Consider the following 26,085-nt stretch of genomic DNA (forward strand, 5'->3'; position numbering starts at 1 on the left):
TTTTAACAAATGAAAAACACCTTATTAGTCCTCATATCCTTTTTCAGTTTAAGTTGTTTTGCTCAGTTCAGCAAAACGCATTATATACCGCCATTAATTTCAGCAACTGGACTTGTTGAAGATCAATATTTATACATCTCAACACCCAGTCTTACCAATGTAAACTTTAAGATAATTCCAAATGGTGGCAGCGTCATATATGGAACCGTAAACAGTAGCAATCCTTATCGCTATAGTATTGGAGCTGGTGATGATACCCAACTATTCACCCCACTAACCAATACTGGGATTGTAGCCAATAAAGGATACGTAGTTGAAGCCGAAGATTTAATCTATGTAAGCGCCAGAGTCAATGCTGGAATCAATAACAACAGAGGTTACAATCACGCAGGAGGATTAGTTTCTAAAGGGAATAGTGCACTCGGAACCACTTTTAGACTAGGTGCAATGTTGAATCCACTTTTTGATCCAACATTATTGAATTTTGCTTCTATACTCGCCACGGAAAACGGAACCAAAGTCACCATTTCAAACCTTCAAAACGGAACCAAACTGTTGGACGGCTCTACTGTTTCTGGCCCCATTACAGTTACTTTGAATAAAAACGAAAGTTATGTGCTCGCATTACAGAACTACGATGATGGTAGTACTATTTCAAATAGCTCAAAAATAATTGGTGCATTGGTAACCTCAGATAAACCCGTTGTAGTCAACTCGGGTTCGTTTGGAGGAAGTAACAGTTCAGTAATGGGAATGAATCCAAATAGTGGTGGCTTGTCTCCTGCAGGAAGGGATGTAGGTTTTGACCAAATTGTTTCATTGGAAAAAACAGGAAAAGAATATGTATTTGTAAAAGGAATTGGAACAGATGAATTGGAACGTGTTTTATTAGTGGCACATTCCGATAATACCCAAATTTACCTCAATGGCAATGCTACACCATTCAAAACACTTAACGAAGGAGAATACATTGCTCTCGATGGGAGCCAATTCATCAATGGAAATTTATATATTACCGCAACCGAAAATCTGTTTGCTTATCAGAGTATTGGAGGATCGGATTCTCCTGCCAATCAAAACTTATTTTTTGTTCCTCCCATAAATTGTTCTACACCCAATACCGTCGATAATATTCCTCAAATTCAATCTATAGGAAATACAACATTTAATGGAATCTTAAATATCGTAACCGAATCCGGAGCCACTGTTTTATTAAACAACGGCCCCATTACTTCTCCTCCAATTGCTATTACAGGAAATTCAAAATTCGTACGATACACTATATCAGGCTTATCTGGAAATATAGCGGTAAAATCAACCAAACAAGTATATGTATCCTATTTTGGAACAAATGGTGCGGCAACTTATGGAGGGTATTATTCTGGTTTTGATTTGAAACCAGAAATTGTATCCAGTAAAATAGCCGTTGCCAATTCCTCCTGTATTCCAAATGTATCTTTAAAAATAAATTCATTATCATCCTATGATACTTTTCAGTGGTATAAAGACGACCTCCTGATACCATCAGCTACCAACATCAGCTATACTCCTACAAATCCAGGTTATTACCAAGTACGAGGAAGTATATCCGGTTGTTTAAGTGATGTATATTCAGATAAAATACCTGTTAGTGACTGCCCGCTGGACTCTGACAATGATGGAGCCAATAATAATATAGATATTGATTGGGATAATGACGGAATTCTGAATACTGACGAAAGCAACTTTATTTTTGTAACTCAAGCAAATCCTTTATTGGGCAGCAACTTTAATGGATCAGTTACTGGAAACGGAACGGTAAGTGGTTATCCAACTTATGGTTTTGTTTCTACTATTCCCGAAGGAAAAAACAGTTCAAACACTTATACAGTCAACTTTACCAAACCTGAAAAAATATTTTTTCAGTATATTATAGATGGAAACGTACAAACTACACCAATTACTGACCTTGCCAATTCAGAAGGTGATTTTGTTGTATCTGTTCCTTCCAATGAGACATTAACAATAACCGACCCAAATAATCAACTACTCATCGATACTAATTTTGATGGGATTTATGAAAGTGGTGTCAAAGAATTTACTTCTTTTGAAATTCGTTTTCGTCTAAAAAGTACTGTCCCTGCACCAGCCGGTTCATTGACTTTTAAAATCGAGGGATATGACATCACTTCGTTAATTTTTAAACACAACAATCTTTCAGACACAACAACTAATAGTGCTTCATTCAGCATCAATACAAAAGATCCTTTTGATTCCGATTTAGACGGTATACCAGATGCCTTCGATATTGACAAAGACAACGATGGAATTCCTGACTATATTGAAGGACAAGGAAAAGGCTTTAAATCGCTTTCAGGTGTAGACAGCAATAAAGATGGATTGGACAATAATTTTGAACCTGGATTAAACCCAGTTAATTCTGATGCCGATCTTAATGGTAGCTATTATTATGTGAAAGATGTATTGGATTTAGATAGTGACAATGACGGCATTTATGATGTTGTCGAAGCAGGACACAACGCTTTGGATAGCAATAATGACGGAAGAGTTGATGGCAATGTTGGAACGAATGGCTTATTAGATATTTTGGAAAGCGCACCTGATAGCGGAGTATTAAAATACTCCATTGCCGATTCAGATGCTGATGGTGAATTAAATTATATTGAAAAAGACAGTGACAATGATGGCTGTAATGATGTAATTGAAGCTGGTTTTACTGATCCAGATTTTGACGGTCAATTAGGAAATACTCCAATTGTAGTGGATTCAAAAGGAATCGTAACCAGCAGAACAAACGGCTACACCGTTCCAAATACTAATTATATTGTAGCAACTCCAATTCTTGTTACAACACAACCTCAAAATCAATCTGTTTGTGAATTACAAAATGGCTCTTTTACAATTGAATCTAATGCCGATGGTTTTAAATGGCAATTATCTATAGATAGCGGAAATACTTGGAACACTCTCGTAAATGATCTTGTTTATTCAGGAACAAATACTAAATCATTAACTATTGCAAAAGTGATTCCTAGTATGAATGGGTATCAATATCGCGTTGTTTTAAGTAAAAACAATAATGTATGTGGACTAACTTCTGCAATAGCCGCTTTGGCTATTTACGCTTTACCCGTTTTAAATTCTCCAATTACCCTCGTGCAATGTGATGACGATACAGATGGGATTTCCAACTTTAATGTAACCGAAAAAAATAGCTTTATTTCGGCTAATTCTACCATCGAGACTTTCACCTATTACACCACGATGGCAGGAGCAAATACAAAAGATGCTTCGGTATTTATAACAAATCCTATTAGCTTTACTAGTGGCAATAAAAGTATTTGGGCAAGAGTCGAAAATTCAAATGGCTGTTTTAGTATAGCACAGTTGAATCTAATCGTTTCCACAACCCAGATCAATTCCAACTTCAAAAAAATCCTTGAAACCTGTGATGATTTTATTGATGCAACAAATGACGACAAAGATGGTATTTCATCCTTTGATTTCAGTAGTGTAATAACTGACATTCAAGCCTTGCTCCCATCTCCTAGTTCGAATTATATCATAAAGTTCTACCCTAATGGAGCTGATGCCTTGGCTGAAACTAATACCATTCCAAACCCTTCTAATTATAGAAACACAACACCGAACCAACAAGAAATTTGGGTACGAATAGACAGTAATCTCGACAATGCCTGTTTTGGATTAGGATCTTATGTTACACTTCAAGTAAACCCAAAACCAAATATTGATACCAACGACAATCAAAATGCCAATCAATTAGTCTGTTCCAATTTACCAAGCTTTTTTGTCAAACTTGATGCTGGAATAATTGACAATACACCAACCAGCGATTACAAATACATTTGGTCAAAAGACGGCAGTATCATTCCTAGCGAAAACAATTACACATTAAATGTCAATGAAGAAGGTATTTATACGGTAACCGTTGCTACAGCAAAAGGCTGTGAAAGAACCCGAAGTATAACAGTAACTGCTTCAGATATTGCACATCTTAACTCGATTGCGATCTCAGATTTATCAGACTCCAATACGGTCACTGCAAACATTTCAGGTCAAGGAAATTATGGATACAGCATAGATTTACCCAACGGTCCCTTCCAAGAATCTAATATATTGGAAAATGTGTCCCCAGGCATACATGAACTTTATGTCCATGACAAAAATGGATGTGGTACCCTTCAAAAAACCATCGCAGTTTTAGGAATTCCTAAATTTTTCACGCCTAATAATGATGGCTATAATGATTATTGGAATATTAAAGGAGCTAATGAGACATTCAATAGCGGAGCAAAAATTCTAATATTTGATCGTTATGGAAAACTAATCAAACAAGTTCTGGCCGCAACTGAAGGCTGGGATGGAACTTTCATCGGGAACCCAATGCCTGCAGATGATTATTGGTATACCATAAAACTGGAAGATGGCCGAGAAGCCAAAGGGCATTTTTCATTACAAAGATAAAAACAAGAGTTTGGGCATGCCCCCGTTGAGCAAAGTGGCTAAATATTGATACCGCCTATACAGCCACTTTACACAACGGGGTCGGGCTATCCGTGTTACTTCGGTAACTTACTCCTATCCCTCACGCAAAATGCATTGAACCAACAGAATATTTTTATTCAAAGATCTTTTTCCTAAACGCCTTGGGTGTCATCCCTTTTTTCTTCAAAAAAACACGATTAAAATAACTTAAATTTTCAAATCCACATTCAAAAGCAATACTATTTATAAGCTTATCTGTTTGCAACAGTAATTGACAGCTTCTGTTTATCCGAATAGCATTCAAATAATCTGAAAAGGTCTTTCCGGTAGCTTTTTTAAAAAAATTACAAAAATTATTTTCCGTCAATGGAATCAAATCGGCAACTTGCTTCAATGTTATGGATTCGGCAAAATGATTTTCCAAAAAATTACAAACTACATTGATTCTATTTTCACTTTCCGCAGAATTCACTGTTTGAAATGGATTCGAACACAATACCTTCTGTTCACAAACTGTCAATTGATTCAAAATTTTAATCAAATCAATGATCCGATTAAAACCATTAGAATCTACCAATTGTACCAAATCAGCTTTTAATTCCAAATTTTTTGCCGGAAAAAACAAACCTTTTTTGGACTTCTCTAGCAGCGACTTTAAGGCAATACTCTCTTCAAATCCTAAAAAAGAATCAATAAAAGTGGGTGAAAATTGTATTACAACAGCATCAAAATCTTCAAAATCATTTGATTTACCAACCCAAGTATGTGGCAAATAGGAACCTGACAAAACCAAATCACCGTCTCCAAAAGTCTCATGACTATTCCCAATCAATCGATATCCACTCCCTTTTATAATATACGTCAATTCAAATTCAGGATGATAGTGCCATTTAAATTCAAAATAAGGAATTTGAAATCGGTAAGCATAAAAACTAGCAATGCCTTGATGTGAATTTATGTCTTCATAAATGGGTTTCATACACTATACTTTCAATTTATAAGTAAAAATAATTAAAATAATTGAGTATAGTATCATAAATTAATAATTCCGAATTATAAAATCCAACGAAAAGGAATTAATTTTGAATAAAATAACTTAAAAATGAAACACTTAGCAATTACAATCTGTTTATTTACCTTTAGTTTTATGAATGCTCAAGAAAAAGTAGCCGAAAAATATCAATTATTACCTTTTGGCAGCATAAAACCAAATGGTTGGATTAAAGTACAAATGCAAAAAGATATAAACGGATTTGTGGGTAATTTGGATCAATTGGTGCCTGACTTAATTAATGATCCAATTTATGGCACAGGAAGGCTTCAAAAACATTCTAAAAACAAAGAGTTAGGAAATCTAAAAGAAGGTGATGCCGAAGGAAGCGAACAATATATGTGGTGGAACAGCGAAACACAATCCAATTGGTGGGATGGATATATTCGGAATGTAATACTGCTTGATGATAAAGCGGGTATAGAAAAAACAAAAAAATATGTTTATCGTATTTTGGCCACACAAGATGCTGATGGCTATCTCGGAATTTATGATCCCGAATTGCGTTATAAATTCAATTCAGAAAATGGAGAACTTTGGTCAAAAGCTACATTATACAGAGGGCTGCTCGCCTACTATGACTATTCTAAAGACCAAAAAGTTTGGAATGCATTGGTTAAAGCAGTCAATAATGTAATGGAAAATTATCCAATAAATGCATCGAGTCCATTTTCATCAGGTGAAAAATTCAACGGTGGTGTATCGCACGGACTAACATTTACAGATGTATTGGACAAAATGTATCAAATGACTGGAGACAAAAAATACGTGGATTATGCTTTGTTTCTGTATTTAGATTTTTCTAAAACCTATCAATCCGAAAAGGATGTTCAATTAGCCAATATTCTTAATCCAAATTACAAGTTACAATCTCATGGTGTTCATACTTTCGAACATTTACGTCCATTGATTGTGGCCACTTATGCAACTGAAAATCCAGAATTGAAAAAAGCCTTAGCCATTTATATACAAAGAATTGAAAATGCAACAACCCAAACCGGTGGAGCAATTGGCGATGAATGGATTGCAGAAAGAAATGCAAATGCAACGCATACCGGTTATGAATATTGCTCTTTGCACGAATTACTGGATAGTTATACGGTATTAATGCAAAAAGAAGGTCAAATAAAAACTGCCGATGAAATTGAGACCATTTTCTACAATGCCGCTCAAGGTAGTCGGGACCCCAAACATTCTTGTATTGCTTATCTCAAAACCGATAATTCGTATGAAATGTTAGGCACCAAAAATGGTGAAATAGAACCCGACCGCAAACAAACCCGCTATAAATATTCACCCGCGCATCAAGACGTAGCCGTTTGTTGCAATCCAAATGCAGGAAGAATTACACCTTATTTTTTAGAAAAATCATGGATGAAAGAAGGAAATAATACATTGGTCGCTACAGTACTTTCTCCAAATGATGTTGAAACAACGATAGACAATAATCCTATTCGAATTGAAGAAATCACTGAATATCCTTTTAAAAACAAGTTTACATTTAAAATTTACAATCCAAAAAACGGTAACTTTAAACTAAAAATTAGAAAACCCAGTTGGGCAACACAAGTTGAAACCAAAGAGAAATTTACACAAGAAAATGGATTTATTGTTCTAGACAGAAAATTCAACAAAGAAGACCAAGTACAAATTGAGTTCAAGGCTTCAATCATAGTGAAAGAAGATGCCAATCAAGAAAAATATTTCACTTATGGCGCACAAGTTTTTGCTAAACCAATTAAAGCAAACGAACTTAAGGGTAAAATATACAAGGGAGATTTTTATGATGTAACTTATAGTCCGATAGAAAATACAAAATATCAATTCATTGAAAATAACAATGCAAAATTTGAGAATGATACAATCAACGTAACCTTAAAAAACACCGCTACCGATCAATTAGAGAATGTTGTTTTAGTTCCTTTTGGACAAACGGTATTAAGACAGGCTTCTTTTTAATCTAAAATATTTTAAATCGACATTTACAATTTAAAAAATAAAGTAGATCAAATTATATCAACGAACAAATTCTAAATAAATGAAAAAATTTGCAATCCTATTTTTAATTATAGCAAATAGCCTAAACGCACAAATCAGTCGTATTGAACCCGGAAATTGGTGGGTTGGAATGAAACTAAATCAAATAACCCTTTTGGTTTACGGAACTAATATTCATAATTTAGAACCTGAAATAAAATACCAAGGAGTAAAAATTGTAAAAACTGAAAAGGTAGAAAACCCTAACTATTTATTTGTAACGATAAATATTAGCCCAGAAACTGTTGTTGGGACTGCCAAAATAAATTTCAAAAACAACAATAAAACCATAATCACTAAAGATTTTCCATTATTGCCGAGAGAAATCAATAGTGCAAACCGAGCTAGTTTCGCTCCAAAAGATGCTATTTTATTACTAATGCCCGACCGTTTTGCCAATGGAGACCCTAAAAATGACAATACAACTGGTAGTTTAGAAAAATCCAATCGCTCTGATGAAAGCGGCAGACACGGCGGTGATATTCAAGGAATCATAAATAATTTAGATTATATAAAAACCTTAGGCTATACTCAAATTTGGAACACACCTCTTGTAGAAAACAATATGCCAAAGTATTCCTATCACGGTTATGCTGCTACCGATTTTTACAAAATAGACAGCCGTTATGGTACTAATGAAGATTTCAAAAGACTGGTTAGTGAAGCAAAAAAAAGAAACATTGGTGTAATTTGGGACGTAGTTCTCAATCATTGTGGATCCGAATATTATTTTGTCAAAGATTTACCTATGAAAGACTGGCTTAATTTTCAGGAAACCAAGACAAGAACCAATCATATCAAATCAACTTTGTTAGACCCTTACGCAACCGAACAAGATAAAATTGGTTATACGGATGGCTGGTTTGATACTTCCATGCCCGATCTCAATCAGAGAAATCCTTTTATGGCGAGTTTCCTAATTCAAAATACGATTTGGTGGGTAGAATATGCAGGACTATCTGGCTTTAGAGAAGATACTTTTTCTTATGCCGATAAAGATTTTTTGGCTAAATGGACGAAGACTGTTTTGGACGAATATCCTAATTTTAATATAGTGGGAGAAGAAATGACCACAGTAACTGAGCTTTCGGCCTATTGGCAAAAAGATAAAGTGAATGTTGATGGTTATAAATGCTATTTACCAACTTTGATGGATTTTGCTTTAACAGAAAACTTAGTAAAATCCCTCACTACAAAAAATGATTGGGAATCTACTTGGAAAGAACACTATAAAGGAATGGGGCAAGATTATCTCTATCCAAATCCTAACAATTTATTGATTTTCCCGGACAATCATGACATGGATCGTATATTTTCTAGGCTGAATAAAGACCTTGATAACTGGAAAATCGCCATGGCACTATACACCACAATGAGAGGAATTCCTCAATTTTATTACGGAACCGAATTATTATTTACCAATGAAAAATCAGGAAATGACGGTCAAAGACGAGCTGATTTTTATGGAGGCTGGCCTGGAGACAGTAAAAATGCTGTTACAGGAAAAGGACTTGACACCAAAGAACTTGAAGCCCAAAAATACTTGAGTAATTTACTCAATTGGAGAAAAAATGCAGCTGTCATTCATAACGGTAAATTCATCCATTATGCTCCAGAAAAGAATGATGTTTACGTCTATTTCAGATACAATGACAAAGAAAAAGTAATGGTGATTTTGAATAAAAACAAAGAAAAAGTAAATCTCGATATGAATAAATACAATAAAATGGTACCTAATACATTCAATGCCAAAGAAATTATTAGCAATAACGACATCACCGTAAATAATACTTTAGAAATCGCTCCAAAAAGCGCCATAATTCTAGAAATAAAATAAACATAATAGTTTTAAAATGAAAAAATCTATAATCTTATTCATTGTAGGAATGCTTAGCTTCCCTTCAAACGCTCAAGAAGTCAAAGTTACTTCCGGAAAAGTACAACGCATGGCAAATTTTCAATCCAGACTAATTGATGCCCGAAACATCGATATTTGGTTACCAGACGGATATTCAAACAAAGAAAAATATGCCGTTTTATACATGAATGACGGTCAAGCCTTGTATGATGCCGAAAGTACTTGGAACAAACAAGCTTGGGAAGTTGACGAAGTTGCAGGAAAATTAATCGGAGAAGGCAAAACTCAAAAATTCATAGTTGTCGGAATTTGGAACAATGGCGCCAAACGACATCCCGAATATTTCCCCCAAAAACCTTATGAAAGTTTAACACAAATTCAAAAAGACACGGTCACTGCTCAATTACAAAAAGCAGGAAGAACCAAAGAAATCTTCACTCCCTATTCGGATTTGTATTTAAAATTTCTGGTAAACGAATTAAAACCATTTATTGATAAAAATTTCTCGACAAAGACCGATCAAAAGAACACATTTATAGCGGGATCCAGTATGGGAGGACTAATATCTATGTACGCCATTTGCGAATATCCAAAAATTTTCGGTGGTGCAGCCTGCCTGTCAACGCACTGGCCAGGGACATTTTCTGCTATCAATAATCCTATTCCAGATGCTTTTGCCAATTATTTAAAAGCAAATCTCCCAAACCCAAAAGACCATAAAATCTATTTTGACTATGGAGACCAGACCCTTGACGCCATGTATAAACCTTTGCAAGAAAAAATAGATATTGTAATGAAAGCCAAAGGTTTTACTAACAAAAACTGGGAAACTAAATCCTTCCCTGGAGAAAATCATTCAGAACAAGCATGGGCTAAGAGATTGGATATTCCACTGTTGTTTTTATTAAAAAAGTAAAATATGCAAAAATTATCAATCTTATTTTTTTTACTATTTCTTTCCTTAGAAAGTTGTTCAAGTAAAGAAGAATCTAAAGATTTTACCCAATTTGTCAATCCCTTTATAGGAACTGATGGAACAGGTCATACTTTTCCTGGTGCTTGTTTGCCTTTTGGAATGGTACAGCCCAGTCCAGACAATGTTGATATAGGTTGGGATTACACTTCGGGTTATCAATATAAGAATCCTGAAATTCTAGGCTTTTCCCAAACCCACTTGAGCGGAACCGGCATTAATGATTTAGGGGATGTTCTATTACTCCCGTTTGTAGAAAACAAAACTGAAAATTTCAAAACTAGTTATAACAAAAAAACTGAAAAAGCCAGTCCAGGTTTGTACTCGGTTACATTAAACGACAGTATAAAAGTAAATCTAACAGCAACTGAGAGAGTAGCCTTTAATCAATTTATCTATCCCACAAACAAAGCTAAATTATTGATTGACATTCAACACGGATTGCGTTTTTTAACGGACTCATTGGTATTGGACAGTAAAGTTAGCATTGAAAGCAACACAACTATTTCAGGCTATTGTCATAACAAAAACTGGGTAGAGCGAAAATATTTCTTTACATTGACATTTGATACTCCGTTTTCAAACGCAATAGAATTACCTAAAAAACCCAAAGAAAAAGCGCCTAGATATATTGTTAATTTCGAATTAAAAAACAAAACGTTACAAGCCAAAATTGCGTTTTCAACGGTAAGCATTGAAGGAGCTAAAAATAATTTAAAAATGGAATTGCCCCATTGGGATTTTGAACAAACGGTAGCCAATGCCAAAGCCAAATGGAACAGTTATTTAGCTAAAATCGAAATTGAAGCTCCTCAAAAACAAAAAGAAATATTTTATACTTCCCTGTACCATTTATTTACTCAACCCAGCAATATTGCCGATGTAGACGGAAAATACCGTGGTGCCGATGATAAAATTGCAACAGCACCCAACAGAGAATATTATTCGACACTTTCGCTTTGGGATACCTATAGAGCTGCAAATCCTTTATACACTATACTTGTTCCAGAACGTGTAAACGGTTTTATAAACACAATGCTCCTTCATCATAAGGCTGCGGGATATTTGCCTATTTGGACAGTTTGGGGACAAGAAAACAATTGCATGATTGGCAATCATGCAATTCCAATAATAACAGATGCTTACATCAAAGGATTCAAAGGTTTTGATGCTAATGAAGCTTTGCAAGCTATGATTGAAACTACTACCAAAAATCACCCCAATAGCGATTGGACTTTATACAGTAAATATGGGTATTATCCATTTGACAAAATAGATAACGAATCCGTTTCCAGAACATTAGAAAGTGGTTATGACGATTACTGTGTGGCGTTATTAGCCGAAAAGTTAGGCCGTAAAACGGTTGCCAAAACTTATTATAAAAGAGCCTCTTATTACAAAAACATATTCGACAAAGAAACGGGATTAATGAGAGGAAAAGATACTCAGGGTCATTGGAGAACGCCATTCGACCCTTTAAAACCGACCTCTCCTATGAATAATCCTGGAGATTATACTGAAGCCAACGCATGGCAATATTCCTGGGCTTCTACTCAACACGATATTACGGGAGTTACAAACTTATTAGGGGGAAAAGAACAATTCACCAAACAGTTGAATACTTTTTTTACACTAAATGGTGAAAAAGACAACAGACATCTTGGTCAAGAAGGAATGATTGGTCAATATGCCCATGGAAATGAACCTAGCCACCATATTTCCTATTTGTATGCCTACTCGAACGAACCTGAAAAAGGTAAAAAATTAATTACTCAAATCTATAATCAGTTTTACAATAATACCCCAAACGGAATTACAGGCAATGACGATTGTGGTCAAATGAGCGCATGGTATATTTTCACCACTTTAGGTTTTTATCCCATAAATCCTGCTACTGGTGCATTTGTTTTTGGAATGCCACAGGTCAAAAAAGCAACTATACATCTCGCTGAAAATATAACTTTAAGCATTATTTGTGATGAAAAATCTTATAAAAAAACTACCTTGAACGGAACCAAAATTAATGGAATCGAAATCAATTACAAACAAATTATGCAGGGTGGTGAGTTGAAATTTGAGTAAAATATAAAAAACAAGCTGCTTTTCAAAGTCTAAGAAAACTTCTAAAATGAAAAATCCCAAATTCCAGTACTTAGGAATTTGGGATTTTAAATATTGAAATTTAAATCTTTTAGATTTTAAATCTTTTTCTATCTGTTTCTGTCAAATAAATTTTTCTCAAACGAATAGATTTTGGAGTTACCTCAACATACTCATCTTTTTGAATATATTCTAAAGCTTCTTCAAGAGAGAAAATGATTGGAGGAATAATTCTCGCTTTTTCATCATTCCCAGAAGAACGAACGTTAGATTGTTTTTTCTCTTTAGTTACGTTTACACACATATCATCACCACGAGAGTTTTCTCCAATTACCTGACCTTCGTAAATTTCGGCATTTGGTTCAACAAAAAACTTACCACGATCTTGTAATTTATCGATAGAATAAGGAATAGCTTTTCCTTTTTCCATAGAAATCAATGAACCTTTGTTACGTCCAGCAATTTCTCCTTTGTAAGGTTCGTATCCTATAAAACGGTGTGCCATAATAGCCTCACCTGCAGTAGCAGTAAGCAATTGATTACGCAATCCAATAATTCCACGTGATGGAATATTAAATTTTACAATCATACGCTCCCCTTTAGTTTCCATACTCAGCATTTCACCTTTACGCATAGTAACGAACTCAACCGCTCTACCTGAAAGAGTTTCTGGTAAATCAATTGTCAATTCCTCAATTGGTTCACATTTTTTACCATCAATTTCTTTAATGATAACCTGTGGCTGACCAATTTGCAATTCGTAACCTTCTCTTCTCATTGTTTCAATAAGAACAGACAAGTGAAGTACACCACGACCAAAAACCATAAACTTATCAGCAGAATCAGTTTCACCCAATTTCATTGCTAAGTTTTTCTCTAATTCCTTTGTCAAACGCTCTCTAATATGACGAGAAGTTACAAATTTACCCTCTTTTCCAAAGAAAGGAGAATCGTTAATTGTAAACAACATACTCATTGTAGGCTCATCAATATCAATTGTTTTCAACGCTTCTGGATTTTCAAAATCAGCGATAGTATCTCCAATTTCAAATCCTTCAACTCCAACAATCGCACAGATATCTCCAGCAATTACTTCTAGTACTTTTTTACGTCCAAGACCTTCAAAAGTATGAAGCTCTTTAATTCTTGATTTTATTATTGTACCATCTCTTTTAACCAATGAGATTGGCATACCTTCTTTTAAAACTCCTCTTTCTAGACGACCAATAGCAATACGTCCTGTAAAAGCTGAGAAATCTAAAGATGTAATCAACATTTGTGGAGTTCCTTCGGAAACCTTAGGAGCAGGTACATTCTCAACAACCATATCCAACAATGCTTCAACATTATCAGTTACGTTTTCCCAGTGATCAGACATCCAGTTATTCTTAGCTGAACCATAAACGGTTGGGAAATCCAACTGCCATTCTTGAGCACCTAATTCGAACATTAAGTCAAAAACTTTTTCATGAACTTCTTCAGGAGTACAGTTTTCTTTATCTACTTTGTTGATTACAACACAAGGCTTAAGACCTAAATCAATAGCTTTTTGTAATACAAAACGAGTTTGTGGCATTGGACCTTCAAAAGCATCCACCAAAAGACAAACACCATCAGCCATGTTCAAAACACGCTCTACCTCACCACCAAAATCGGCGTGACCAGGAGTATCGATAATATTGATTTTGGTACCTTTATACTGAACCGAAACATTTTTAGAAGTAATAGTAATACCTCTTTCGCGCTCTAAGTCGTTGTTATCAAGGATTAAATCACCTGTGTTTTCGTTGTCACGAAATAATTGACAGTGATACATAATTTTATCAACCAAAGTTGTTTTACCGTGATCGACGTGGGCAATAATTGCAATGTTTCTAATAGCTTCCATCTGTGATTTTTAATGGGTGCAAAGGTACACTTTATTTTGATATAAAAAACCTTTACGCAATAGTTTGCTATTTTGTTAACACATAAGCACTTATTGTAAACTTAAAATTATGATGTCCGAATTTATTTAAATCGATGTTTTAAATTTTAACATTTATTAATTATATTTGATTAATGAAAAACAAAGCCAACCAAATAACCTTAATCTACACCCTTTTCGCATTATTTTTAGCTATCATTAGCTTTAAATTAGCCAAACAATATTCTTCGCATTTGGATTGCTATAATTTCAGTTTCATCAAAGACATATTTTTCATCACTATTACAGGAATTCTCTTTAGATACATCTTGTCCAAAAACGACAAAAGAAATACTGAAATCAATAAAAGTCTCAGACAAACTAATGATAAATTAAAAGAATCAAACGACAAATACGACATCGTTGCCAAAGCCACTAGCGACACTATTTGGGACTGGAAAATCCCAGAGGATCACATCACCTGGAATAAGGGAATCAAAGGAATATTTGGTTACAGCCAAGATCAAGTGGGAAAAAATTCCAAGTGGTGGTTTGATAATATTCATCCTGAAGACAGTATAAAAATGTCGGTTAAACTTTATTCTTTTTTGGAACAAAAAACAGAAAAATGGCAGGATCAATATCGCTTTAAATGTGCAGACGGCACATACAAATATGTATTGGACAGAGGTTTTATTCTAAAAGACGAAAATGGAAAAGCCGTCCGAATGATTGGTGCTATACAGGACATCACCAAACAAAAGGAAGAAGAAAATCGCTTAAAATTACTTGAAACCGTTTTTACCGAAGCCAAAGATTCTATCATCATCACCCAAGCATTCTCAGACGACAATCAAATTCCAAAAATAGTTTTTGCCAACCCTGCTTTTAGCAAAATGTCAGGTTATGAGCATTCCGAAATAATAGGCAAATCCCCTAATTTCTTTATGGGTAAAAATTCCGACTTGCAAGAAATTGAAAAACTGACAGACTCCATAAAAAACAAAACAGAATGTTTTCTGGAAATCATCCTTAATAAAAAAGACCAATCCGAATACTGGGTCAGACTATCCTTTATTCCAGTTTATAATCTTGAACACGATCTTTCCCACTGGATTTCCATACAAAGAGATATTACAGAAGAAAAAAAATTAGAAAAAGAAAAAGAAATACTCATAAGAGAATTAACCCAAAACAACAAAGACTTAAAACAGTTTTCTTATATCACCTCTCACAATTTAAGAGCCCCCCTATCCAACTTGACTGGATTATTGAATCTAATTGAAGACTTTACAATTGAAGACGAAGAATTAAAAGAAATCCTTAGAGGCTTTAAAATATCAACACACTTACTCAATGAAACCATTAATGATCTCGCCAAGGTAATTACCATAAAAGACAGCACATCCATACAAAACGAAGAATTACAGATACGAGACATTTTCAAAAACATTCTTAACCAACTCCATATACAGCTCGAGAGCATAAAACCACAATTAAATATCATTTACGGAAATGTTGTTAAAATAAACACAAACAAAGCCTATTTTGAAAGCATCTTTATCAATTTACTCACCAATTCTTTAAAATACAGATCAAAAAACCGAGACTTAGTAATTGACATTATAATAGCTGAAGAAGAAAACGACACTATAAAAATCCTTTTCAGAGACAATGGCATAGGCATCGATTTAGAAAGAAATAAAAATAAAATTTTCGGACTATACCAAAGATTTCACGATTACCCAGACAGCAAAGGATTAGGCTTATTCTTAGTCAAATCACAAATAGAAACCATGGGAGGCACTATTAGTATACAAAGCGAGGTTGAAAAAGGAACTGAATTCACACTAACATTTAAATCCTGATAAAATGTTGGAACTTATCATGTGCATTGATGACGACCCTATCACATTGATGCTATTCAAAAAAGTAGTACAAAAAGCTTCTTTTGCAAAAGAAATAACAAACACTTTTAATGGCCAGGAAGCTATTAATTTAATCAACACAATTAACAACAATCCCAATCAAGAAAAAAAGCCACAATTAATCTTTTTAGATTTAAATATGCCTGTCATGGGTGGATGGGAGTTTCTCGATTTGTTTAATGCTTCCAATTATTTTAACCTAAACAATACAAAAGTTATCATTTTAACGTCAACCATAGATCCAGAGGACATCAAAAAATCGAAATCATACCCCAATGTCATTGGATTTCTATCCAAACCCATCACTGTTGAAATGTTGGATTATTTAAATAGCAAACTTTAAAAATATTTCAAAATTTAAGAATTTGATTCACCAAGAATCAGACATAAAAAAAAGCCCCTTAAAAAGGAGCTTTTTTTTATATAAATTATATTACTTACAATTTAGCAACATGCTTAGTTAACTTAGACTTCAAGTTTGAAGCTTTATTATCATGAATGATGTTTTTCTTTGCTAATTTATCGATCATAGAGATTACACTTGACAATTTTGAAGTCGCATCAACTTTATCAGTTGCAATTCTTAATGCTTTAATAGCATTACGAGTCGTTTTGTGTTGGTATCTATTTAATACTCTTCTCTTTTCGTTACTTCTAATTCTTTTTAGAGCTGACTTATGATTTGCCATTTTGTTATCTTTTTATCTTAATTATTTCATTTTTTGTAGTCCGTAAGGGAATCGAACCCCTGTTACCAGAATGAAATTCTGGCGTCCTAACCCCTAGACGAACGGACCATTATCCCTCTAAGTTCTGGAACATTCTAGATCAAAAAAAATTGTAGTCCGTGGGGGAATCGAACCCCCCTTACCAGGATGAAAACCTGGCGTCCTAACCGATAGACGAACGGACCGTTGTTTTTTTATTCTCAGAAATTTTTCAATCTAAATACTTCTTGTAGTCCGTGGGGGAATCGAACCCCCCTTACCAGGATGAAAACCTGGCGTCCTAACCGATAGACGAACGGACCCTACTTCTGTAATGCGGATGCAAAAATACAACTATTTTTGAGAAGCGCAATAGTAGAGGCAAAAAAAATTTATTTTTTTTAATATGCCTTAGCAAACAGCACCCTTCCAACCGAACTTTTACCAGTAAACACACAGCTTCCCGCCTGTTCAACCCTATCCAAAGGAATGCATCTTATCGTTGCTTTTGTCAATTCTTTAATTTTCTCTTCGGTCTCCGCAGTACCATCCCAATGTGCTGAAACAAAGCCTCCTTCACCATCAAGAATAGCCTTAAACTCGTCAAAACTATTTACTTCTGTAATGTGAGTATTTCTATAATTTAATGCTTTTTCGAACAAATCTTTTTGAATTTGCTCCAATAAATCGCTTATATAAGTTGTGATTCCATCTTTTAAAACCACTTCTTTGGTCAAAGTATCTCTTCTAGCTACTTCAAAAGTTCCGTTTTCCAAATCTTTTGGACCTACAGCTATTCGCACAGGCACTCCTTTTAATTCCCATTCAGCAAATTTGAATCCTGGTTTTTGAGTTGTTCTATTATCGAATTTTACCGAGATATTTAATTTTCTTAACGCTTTAACCAAAACATCCACTTCGCTTGAAATAACTTCCAATTGTTCATCACTCTTATATATAGGAACAATAACAACTTGAATCGGAGCTAAATTAGGAGGCAACACCAATCCTTGGTCGTCAGAATGCGTCATTACCAGCGCTCCCATCAATCGGGTCGAAACACCCCATGAAGTTCCCCAAACGTGTTCTTGCTTACCTTCTGCATTAGCAAATTTAACATCAAAAGCTTTTGCGAAATTTTGACCCAAAAAGTGAGAAGTTCCAGCCTGCAAGGCTTTTCCATCCTGCATCAAGGCTTCGATACAGTAGGTTTCTTCAGCACCGGCAAAACGTTCTGTTTCTGTTTTCAATCCTTTTATAACTGGAATTGCCATAAAATTCTCGGCAAAATCAGCATACACATGCATCATTTTCTCTGATTCTTCTACAGCCTCAGCTTTCGTTGCATGTGCCGTATGTCCTTCTTGCCATAAAAACTCAGCAGTTCTCAAGAATAATCGGGTTCTCATTTCCCAACGCACCACATTGGCCCATTGGTTAATTAACAATGGTAAATCTCTGTAGGATTGTACCCATCCTTTATAGGTAGACCAAATAATAGCTTCACTAGTAGGACGGACAATTAATTCTTCTTCCAGTTTTGCATTGGGATCCACCATTAGTTTCCCAGGTTTATCCGGATCATTTTTCAATCTATAGTGAGTAACAATGGCACATTCCTTGGCAAATCCTTCAGCATTTTTCTCTTCGGCTTCAAACATGCTTTTAGGAACAAATAAAGGGAAATAGGCATTTTGATGTCCTGTTTCTTTAAACATTCTATCCAATTCTGCTTGCATTTTTTCCCATATAGCATACCCATATGGCTTAATCACCATACATCCTCTAACTCCTGAATTTTCAGCTAAATCGGCCTTAACAACCAACTCATTGTACCATTTTGAATAATCTTCTGCTCGTGTCGTAAGGTTCTTGCTCATTTTGAATAATTTGGCATAATATTTGTTTATATATAATTTAACTAAATAATTACGCAAAACTAACTAAATTTGTATTGTCCAACAATAAAATAATCTACCGAAATGAAAACAAATGCATTAATTACTCGGAAAACACCACTTTATTTCTTAATCGGCTTTTTGAGTTTAGTAGTAACCTCTTGTGGCTCTTACCAAAATAGTTCCTATTACGATAATGACGGAGTTTATAGCACAAATGGAGAGAAAATTGTGATAAAGGACAACCAACCCAATTCAGCTTCAATTCAATACAAACAATACTTCAGTTCATTACAAAGCACTGGAGGTTCTGGTGAAATATTTACAGATGTAAATAGTTATGGCAGTAACTATAATACCGAAAATGATTCTATACAAGCACCATCAACAGGCTATGCATCCTGGGGTAGTTCTCCTCAAGAAACAACTGTAGTTGTATATCCCGACAGTTATTGGTCAATAGGATTTGGTTGGGGTTACCCTTATTATGGTTATGGATATGGATACCCATATTATGGCTGGGGATATCCTTATTATGGTTGGGGATACCCGGGTTACGGATGGGGATATCCAGGATACGGATGCGGCTATCCCGGTTATGGTTATGGATATGCTCACGCAACACCTTATGCTTATAATTACAGTAGAAGAGGTTCCTCTTATGGCGGAAGTTATAACAATTCAATTTACAACAATAATAGAGTTAGCGCCTATAGCAGAAACGGTATTACAAGCAGAAATAGTACTTACAATAGAAACAGTACTAGCATAAGTAGACAGGCTCCTACTTTCACGAACCGAAATAGTAATACTTCATCGAGAAATTACACTCAAAATCAATCAAGAAGTTCTTACACACAAAGCCGATCCAACTCCTCCAGCAATTACCAACGATCAAGTTACTCTCCTAGTAGCAGTAATAGTTCATACAGAAGTAGTGGTAGCAGCAGCAGTATGTCTAGCGGTGGAGGTGCCAGAATGTCTAGCGGCGGCGGCGGTGGCGGTAGAATGGGTGGTGGCGGCAGAAGATAGAAAAATCACTGAACTAGAAATTAACCAACCCTAAGACCAACCAAATGAAAAAGAACCTATTGTTATTTTTAGTAGCAGGGCTAACGTTCTCTACAATACACTCACAGGAAATTAAAGATGCAATGCGTTATACACAAAGCGAATTGCACGGAACAGCTCGTTTTACAGCTATGAGCGGTGCTTTTGGAGCACTGGGAGGAGATTTATCATCCATCAATGTAAATCCAGCGGGTTCGGCGGTATTCAACAACAATCAATTTGCCACTACAATGGGGAGTTACAGCACCAAAAACAATTCTGATTATTTTGGTACTGGCACTTCGGCAAGTGATAGCAATTTCGACCTAAATCAAGCAGGAGGTGTTTTCGTTTTTAAAACCAGAAACCCTAATAACGATTGGAAAAAATTCTCGATGTCCATCAATTATGAAAATACTAATAATTATGACAATTCATTATTTTCAGCTGGAACAAGCCCTGTAAATTCAGTTGCAAATTATTTTATAAGTTATGCAAATGGAGTTCCTTTAGATTTACTCGAAAATGGTAATTATGCTAGTTTAGACAATGGAGCACAGCAAGCTTTTCTGGGCTATCAAGGCTATATCATCAACCCAGTAAGCAACACTCCCACTAATACATTATACACATCAAATGTTCGCTCAGGAGGCAATTACCATCAAGAAAACAGTACTTATTCCCATGGTTATAACGGGAAACTTATTTTTAACAGCGGATTACAATACAAAGATTTCTTGTATTTTGGTTTTAACCTGAATTCTCACTTTACTGATTACGTACAGAACACTAACTTCTATGAATCCAACAATAATCCTTTGGATGCAAATTATGAAGTTAAGAGCTTGAATTTTTCAAATAGTTTACATACTTATGGAGCAGGTTTTTCATTCCAAGTAGGAGCTATTGCAAAATTAACTAATGAAATGCGTTTGGGTTTTGCATATGAATCACCAACATGGTATAATTTACAAGACGAACTTTCGCAAAGATTAACAGCCATTAGCAGCAACATCGCAGAAACACTTCCTCCTGATGTGGTCGATCCATTTGTTATTAATTATTATGCTCCTTATGATTTACGCACTCCCGGAAGTTTAACCGGAAGTTTTGCCTATATTTTTGGAAAATCGGGGTTAATAAGTGTAGATTACAAATACAAAGACTATAGCTGTACAGAATTTAGCCCAACAAACGATCCTTATTACAGAGGTTTAAATAGTGCTATGCATAATGCCCTTGGTAGCAGCAATGAAGTAAGAGTGGGTGCCGAATATAAAATACAAAACTTCAGACTAAGAGGCGGATATCGTTTTGAAGGAAGTCCTTATAATAATTCGGCTACTGTAGGCGATTTAAACAGTTTTTCTGGTGGTTTAGGATATAGTTTTGGCTCCATAAAGCTTGATTTTTCGTATGTGAATGTTCATTCCACATCACAAAATCAGTTCTTTTCGCAAGGTTTTACAGAAAGCGCCAGAATCAATACGTACAAAAACAATTTCACTATGACTGTCATATTTGAAATGTAAAAAACACTCACTCCATATAACTGAACCACTTTTGAACATACTCAAAAGTGGTTTTCATTTTTTATGGTAAAAATGATTTAATATTGAATATAATAAGGAAGAGTTTTTGATTCATGTTATGAAAAACTAAATAACTAGTCAAGCCCCGATAGAAGTAAAAATCCTTATAAGCCGGGGTTCGGCTTATAAGATTGCAACGAATAGCGGGATTAATGGTCTTGAACACATCAAATGTGCTGCTCCAAATTATTTTTATGCTATCAAAAACAGGCATTTTGAGAGGAAACAGGCAGGGTTTGCCCAAAAAATTGTAATTTTGCAAATTCCTAAATTATCAAGGATATAATACTATGAGAACGAAGTCTTTAAAAAAGAACAAAATAAATGTGATCACGTTAGGGTGTTCCAAGAATGTGTATGACAGTGAAGTGCTAATGGGACAACTCCGTGCGAGCGGAAAAGAGGTAACCCACGAAGCCAAAGCAGAAGATGAAGGGAATATTATCGTGATTAACACTTGCGGTTTTATTGATAATGCAAAAGCCGAATCGGTAAACATGATTTTGGAATATGCCGATAAAAAAGAGAGAGGACTTGTAGATAAAGTTTTTGTTACGGGTTGTTTATCTGAAAGATACAGACCGGACTTAGAAAAAGAGATTCCAAATGTGGATCAGTATTTTGGAACTACTGAATTGCCTGCATTATTGAAGGCTTTGGGTGCCGATTACAAGCATGAATTATTGGGAGAACGTTTGACAACCACTCCAAAAAACTATGCTTATCTAAAAATTTCAGAAGGTTGTGACAGACCTTGCAGTTTTTGTGCTATCCCGTTAATGAGAGGAAAAAACGTTTCCCAAACCATTGAAAAACTGGTAAAAGAAGCCGAAGGACTTGCTAAAAACGGTGTGAAAGAATTGATTTTAATTGCTCAAGACTTAACTTATTATGGTCTTGATTTATATAAAAAAAGAGCGTTGGGCGAATTGCTTGAAGCCTTGGTAAAAGTCGAAGGAATTGAGTGGATTCGTTTGCATTACGCCTTCCCTACCGGTTTCCCAATGGATGTTCTTGAAATCATGAAACGCGAACCTAAGATTTGTAATTATATTGATATTCCGTTGCAACACATATCGGATTCAATTTTAAAATCAATGCGTCGCGGAACTACTCAAGAAAAAACCACACAATTATTGAAAGACTTTAGAGCAGCGGTTCCTGGAATGGCTATTCGTACGACTTTGATCGTTGGTTATCCTGGAGAGACTCAAGAAGATTTCAACATCCTGAAAGATTTTGTCCAAGAAATGAAATTTGACAGAATGGGTTGTTTTGCTTATTCCCATGAAGAAAACACGCATGCTTATTTACTTGAAGACGATGTTCCGGACAACGTAAAACAAGACCGTGCCAATGAAATAATGGAACTGCAGTCTCAGATTTCATGGGATTTGAACCAAGAGAAAGTGGGTAAGACTTTTAGATGCATTATTGACAGAAAAGAAGGAGGCCATTTTGTGGGAAGAACAGAATTTGACAGTCCAGATGTGGATAACGAAGTTTTAATTGACGCTACAAAACACTATGTTAAAACTGGTGAATTTGCAATGATTAAAATTATTGAAGCAACAGAGTTTGATTTATACGGAGAACCAGTTTAGTTTTTAGATTGCAGATTATTTGGTCAGTCCGCCCTTTGGGCTAATGTGCAGAATTTTAATTTTTTAAATTTTTATAATTATGAAAATATTTAAAACAGTACTTTTTATAGCTTTTTTATTCTTGTCAGCTAATACCATTTCGGCTCAATACGGAAATGGATACGGCGGAAACGGTTATGGCGGCGGCGGATACGGCGGCGGCGGATACGGTGGGAATGGTTATGGCAGATCCAACCAAATGTCACAAATGTCACAAAGCAATCAACAAAACAAACCTAAAGAGATTCCGGTGGAAGTAACTGCAGCCAAAATTGTAGATTATTACAAAAAGGAACTTAGTTTGGATGATCTTCAAGTAATAGTACTCAATAATATTTATACCAAATCACTCAAAAAACAAGAGGCTCTAATCAAAAAAGAGAGCAGTGACGAGGAGAAAGAAAAAGAATTTAAGGTTCTTGGCGAAATGACGGATTTGGAAGTAATGGAAATATTGAACAAAGACCAAAAAGCAAAATATCAAATCTTGAGTGAGGACCGAAAAAATAAAATAGAATCTAGAAAACACTAAGAGTTTAGTATAAAACTTTTTTGAAATGCCTACCTTATGAAAAAGCACTTTTACAATATCATTCTTCTTCTTTTTATTGCTTCCTGTGCAACAAAAAACCCTCATAAAGCAACCGAAAAGGAATACAATGCTCAAATAAAAAACTTAAAAGAAACTATATCCGCAAAAGAAGCTATTCCATTAAAAAGTGAACCCAATGTAGTAATTGACAGTGTTGCGTATCGATACAAAAATCAATTACTTAACTATAAGGATACACTTTCTAAAACTGATACCAATATTCTACAAAATGGCATTGCCTCAGAGTGGGTGGGTACAGTCAATTTTAATTTAAGAAAGCCTAATTTCATAATTCTCCATCACACAGCGCAGGATTCGATACAGCAAACTATAAAAACTTTTACTTTAAAAGACACTAAAGTGAGTGCACACTACGTGATTGCCAGAGATGGAAAAGTAGTTCATATGCTCAATGATTACCTAAGAGCTTGGCATGCCGGAAATGGATCCTGGGGAAAGGACACAGACATAAACTCCAGTTCCATCGGAATTGAATTAGACAATAATGGCTCTGAACCCTTTTCGGATTTACAGATAAATACTTTATTGGCACTTTTGACCAAATTGAAAAAAGACTACAATATCCCTACACAAAACATAATTGGTCATGCAGATATTGCGCCAACTAGAAAAAAAGATCCGAGCGCCTTATTTCCATGGAAGCTTCTAGCCTTGAATGGTTTTGGAGTTTGGCAAGACGACACTTTACCTTGTCCACCCAGTGACTTTAATGTGGAACAAGGTCTACAAGTAATAGGATACAATACCAAAAATCTTTCGGCTGCCATAATGGCCTTCAAACTTCATTACATCCAAACTGAAGTTAATGATATTTTGGACGAAAAAACGATTAGCACTATCTACTCGATTTACAAAAAATAAAATTTTCACTTAATCTATAAAAAACGCTTTTTGGTCGATTCAAAAGGCGTTTTTTTGTGTTTCTACGTCAACTTTCAACATTTTTTTATACATTTAATCAATAAGTATCAGATGTTTAGCCCAAATTCTACTTTTCAACTTCTCTATTTTGAACCTAAAAATGGGAGTTTGAAACGCGGAGCTATGAGATACAGTTCGTGAAATTTAAATAATCAAGACCTCAAAAATCATTAAAACTATTTTCCTTTTTAAAAAGCGTATTTGATGATAAAAAAGAAAAAAGTAGCTTTTATAATTCCCTCTCTAGAGGCTGGTGGTGCCGAACGGGTTGCAGTCACACTAGCCAATAAATTTATAAATGAAAATGAAGTTTTTCTCCTTGTTTTGAATAAAACAAAAACGATGTACACTGTTGATAACAGCATTCAAATTCATTTTTTAAAAGAAGCTTACATTCCAAGCGTAAATTGGTTCATAGCGCTAAAAAACAATTTCAGGTTTATCAAACAACTGATAAAAATAGTAAGGCACAATAAAATTGATATACTTATAAGTTTTACCACAACAGCTAATATCTTAGTTATTTTAAGTAATTTTTTTATAAAAAGTGCTTCTTATATTAGCGAGAGAAACAATCCCGAAGTATATCAACTTTCTTTGTTCCGAAAAATTTCCGTACGCATTCTTTATCATTTTACTGATGCACTTATTGTTCAGGCCTCTTTTTCAAAAAAATACTTTCAACATTTTTTGAAACCAAAAAAAATTCAAATTATTCCGAATCCAATTGATGAAAATCTTTTATCTAGACGGGAAGAATATGGAAAAAGAGACAATATTATTTTGACAGTAGGTCGATTGGATGCCAATAAAAATCAGAAACTACTTTTAGAAGCTTTTGCCAATTTGAACACAAAGAATTGGAGACTTGTACTTGTTGGAGATGGTGTTTTAAAAACGGAATACCAAATGTTAGCCAAAAGATTAGGCATTGCAAATAAAGTTGACTTTATTGGAACAGTAAGCAATATTGAGGATTATTACAATAGTGCTAAACTATTTGTTTTTACATCCCAATCCGAAGGTTTCCCAAATGCTTTATTGGAGGCCTTATCTTTTGGAATTCCATGCATCGCTTCAGATTGTAATTCTGGTCCATCCGAAATGATTAAACATACAGAAAATGGTTTTCTGTTTGAAAACAACAATCAAAAACAATTGGAAAAACAAATGTCTAAATTAATGGAAAATGAGGAGCTGCGTTTAAAATTTAGCTCGAATGCCATACAATCAACGGCTAAATATCATCCAGATGAGATATACAAACAATGGAAATCATTAGTATTTCAAGGAACCTAAAAC

The 26,085-nt window shown here is 34.8% G+C and carries 17 protein-coding genes and 3 tRNA genes; 13 read left to right on the forward strand and 7 right to left on the reverse strand.

Annotation, left to right across the window (positions count from 1 at the left end; all coding sequences use genetic code 11):
* Positions 1 to 9 precede the first annotated feature (9 nt).
* The gene (locus HQN62_RS15255; RefSeq protein ID WP_173505025.1) at positions 10 to 4,485 is read left to right on the forward strand and encodes a T9SS type B sorting domain-containing protein; all 4,476 of its coding nucleotides are present in this window, start codon (positions 10 to 12) and stop codon (positions 4,483 to 4,485) included.
* Positions 4,486 to 4,639: 154 nt separating this feature from the next.
* On the opposite strand, the gene HQN62_RS15260 is transcribed toward HQN62_RS15255, so the two are convergent.
* Positions 4,640 to 5,485 (reverse strand): AraC family transcriptional regulator, encoded by an 846-nt coding sequence (locus HQN62_RS15260; protein ID WP_173505026.1) that lies wholly within the window; start codon positions 5,483 to 5,485, stop codon positions 4,640 to 4,642.
* Positions 5,486 to 5,608: 123 nt separating this feature from the next.
* On the opposite strand from HQN62_RS15260, the gene HQN62_RS15265 reads away from it, so the two are divergent.
* The 4 genes from HQN62_RS15265 (at position 5,609) to HQN62_RS15280 (ending at position 12,507) form a co-directional block, all read left to right on the forward strand.
* Complete coding sequence (locus HQN62_RS15265; protein WP_173505027.1) at positions 5,609 to 7,516, forward strand: beta-L-arabinofuranosidase domain-containing protein; 1,908 nt, start codon at positions 5,609 to 5,611, stop codon at positions 7,514 to 7,516.
* A 79-nt stretch (positions 7,517 to 7,595) separates the two neighbouring features.
* Positions 7,596 to 9,431 (forward strand): glycoside hydrolase family 13 protein, encoded by a 1,836-nt coding sequence (locus HQN62_RS15270; protein WP_173505028.1) that lies wholly within the window; start codon positions 7,596 to 7,598, stop codon positions 9,429 to 9,431.
* 16 nt (positions 9,432 to 9,447) lie between these two features.
* Entirely contained in the window at positions 9,448 to 10,368 is a 921-nt protein-coding gene (locus HQN62_RS15275; RefSeq protein ID WP_173505029.1) for an alpha/beta hydrolase, read from the forward strand.
* 3 nt (positions 10,369 to 10,371) lie between these two features.
* A complete protein-coding gene (locus HQN62_RS15280) occupies positions 10,372 to 12,507 on the forward strand; it encodes a GH92 family glycosyl hydrolase (protein ID WP_173505030.1) in 2,136 nt (711 codons plus the stop codon).
* A 109-nt stretch (positions 12,508 to 12,616) separates the two neighbouring features.
* Here the strand turns inward: HQN62_RS15280 and typA are convergent, their stop codons facing one another.
* Positions 12,617 to 14,413, reverse strand: a complete 1,797-nt coding sequence (gene typA, locus HQN62_RS15285; protein WP_173505031.1) for a translational GTPase TypA — start codon at positions 14,411 to 14,413, stop codon at positions 12,617 to 12,619.
* Positions 14,414 to 14,586: 173 nt separating this feature from the next.
* Between typA and HQN62_RS15290 the strand changes: the two genes are divergently transcribed.
* Both HQN62_RS15290 and HQN62_RS15295 read left to right on the forward strand, forming a co-directional pair.
* Complete coding sequence (locus HQN62_RS15290; protein WP_173505032.1) at positions 14,587 to 16,299, forward strand: PAS domain-containing sensor histidine kinase; 1,713 nt, start codon at positions 14,587 to 14,589, stop codon at positions 16,297 to 16,299.
* A gap of 4 nt (positions 16,300 to 16,303) precedes the next feature.
* Positions 16,304 to 16,702: a response regulator gene (locus HQN62_RS15295; RefSeq protein ID WP_116797598.1), complete on the forward strand. Its 399-nt coding sequence runs from the start codon at positions 16,304 to 16,306 to the stop codon at positions 16,700 to 16,702.
* A 94-nt stretch (positions 16,703 to 16,796) separates the two neighbouring features.
* On the opposite strand, the gene rpsT is transcribed toward HQN62_RS15295, so the two are convergent.
* From rpsT to proS, 5 genes are all read right to left on the reverse strand, one after another.
* Positions 16,797 to 17,048 carry a 30S ribosomal protein S20 gene (gene rpsT, locus HQN62_RS15300; protein ID WP_039109573.1) on the reverse strand — a complete coding sequence of 84 codons (252 nt, stop codon included), beginning with the start codon at positions 17,046 to 17,048 and terminating at the stop codon, positions 16,797 to 16,799.
* Positions 17,049 to 17,084: 36 nt separating this feature from the next.
* Positions 17,085 to 17,156: transfer RNA gene (locus HQN62_RS15305), tRNA-Glu, on the reverse strand.
* Positions 17,157 to 17,200: 44 nt separating this feature from the next.
* Positions 17,201 to 17,272, reverse strand: a tRNA-Glu gene (locus HQN62_RS15310).
* Positions 17,273 to 17,317: 45 nt separating this feature from the next.
* Positions 17,318 to 17,389 (reverse strand) — tRNA-Glu (locus HQN62_RS15315).
* A gap of 78 nt (positions 17,390 to 17,467) precedes the next feature.
* Entirely contained in the window at positions 17,468 to 18,946 is a 1,479-nt protein-coding gene (proS, locus tag HQN62_RS15320; protein ID WP_173505033.1) for a proline--tRNA ligase, read from the reverse strand.
* A gap of 102 nt (positions 18,947 to 19,048) precedes the next feature.
* On the opposite strand from proS, the gene HQN62_RS15325 reads away from it, so the two are divergent.
* The 6 genes from HQN62_RS15325 (at position 19,049) to HQN62_RS15350 (ending at position 26,082) form a co-directional block, all read left to right on the forward strand.
* A complete protein-coding gene (locus HQN62_RS15325; protein WP_173505034.1) occupies positions 19,049 to 19,996 on the forward strand; it encodes a hypothetical protein in 948 nt (315 codons plus the stop codon).
* Between the two features lie 44 nt (positions 19,997 to 20,040).
* On the forward strand, positions 20,041 to 21,546 hold the full coding sequence (locus HQN62_RS15330) for an OmpP1/FadL family transporter (RefSeq protein ID WP_173505035.1): 1,506 nt from the start codon (positions 20,041 to 20,043) through the stop codon (positions 21,544 to 21,546).
* Positions 21,547 to 21,896: 350 nt separating this feature from the next.
* Positions 21,897 to 23,210 (forward strand): 30S ribosomal protein S12 methylthiotransferase RimO, encoded by a 1,314-nt coding sequence (rimO, locus tag HQN62_RS15335; protein WP_116797595.1) that lies wholly within the window; start codon positions 21,897 to 21,899, stop codon positions 23,208 to 23,210.
* A gap of 79 nt (positions 23,211 to 23,289) precedes the next feature.
* Positions 23,290 to 23,781 (forward strand): hypothetical protein, encoded by a 492-nt coding sequence (locus tag HQN62_RS15340; RefSeq protein ID WP_116797594.1) that lies wholly within the window; start codon positions 23,290 to 23,292, stop codon positions 23,779 to 23,781.
* Positions 23,782 to 23,817: 36 nt separating this feature from the next.
* Positions 23,818 to 24,723: an N-acetylmuramoyl-L-alanine amidase gene (locus tag HQN62_RS15345; protein WP_116797593.1), complete on the forward strand. Its 906-nt coding sequence runs from the start codon at positions 23,818 to 23,820 to the stop codon at positions 24,721 to 24,723.
* 264 nt (positions 24,724 to 24,987) lie between these two features.
* Entirely contained in the window at positions 24,988 to 26,082 is a 1,095-nt protein-coding gene (locus tag HQN62_RS15350; RefSeq protein ID WP_173505036.1) for a glycosyltransferase family 4 protein, read from the forward strand.
* The last annotated feature ends 3 nt before the right edge of the window (positions 26,083 to 26,085 follow it).

Source organism: Flavobacterium sp. M31R6 (assembly GCF_013284035.1).
In the GTDB taxonomy this organism is placed as follows: Bacteria; Bacteroidota; Bacteroidia; order Flavobacteriales; family Flavobacteriaceae; genus Flavobacterium.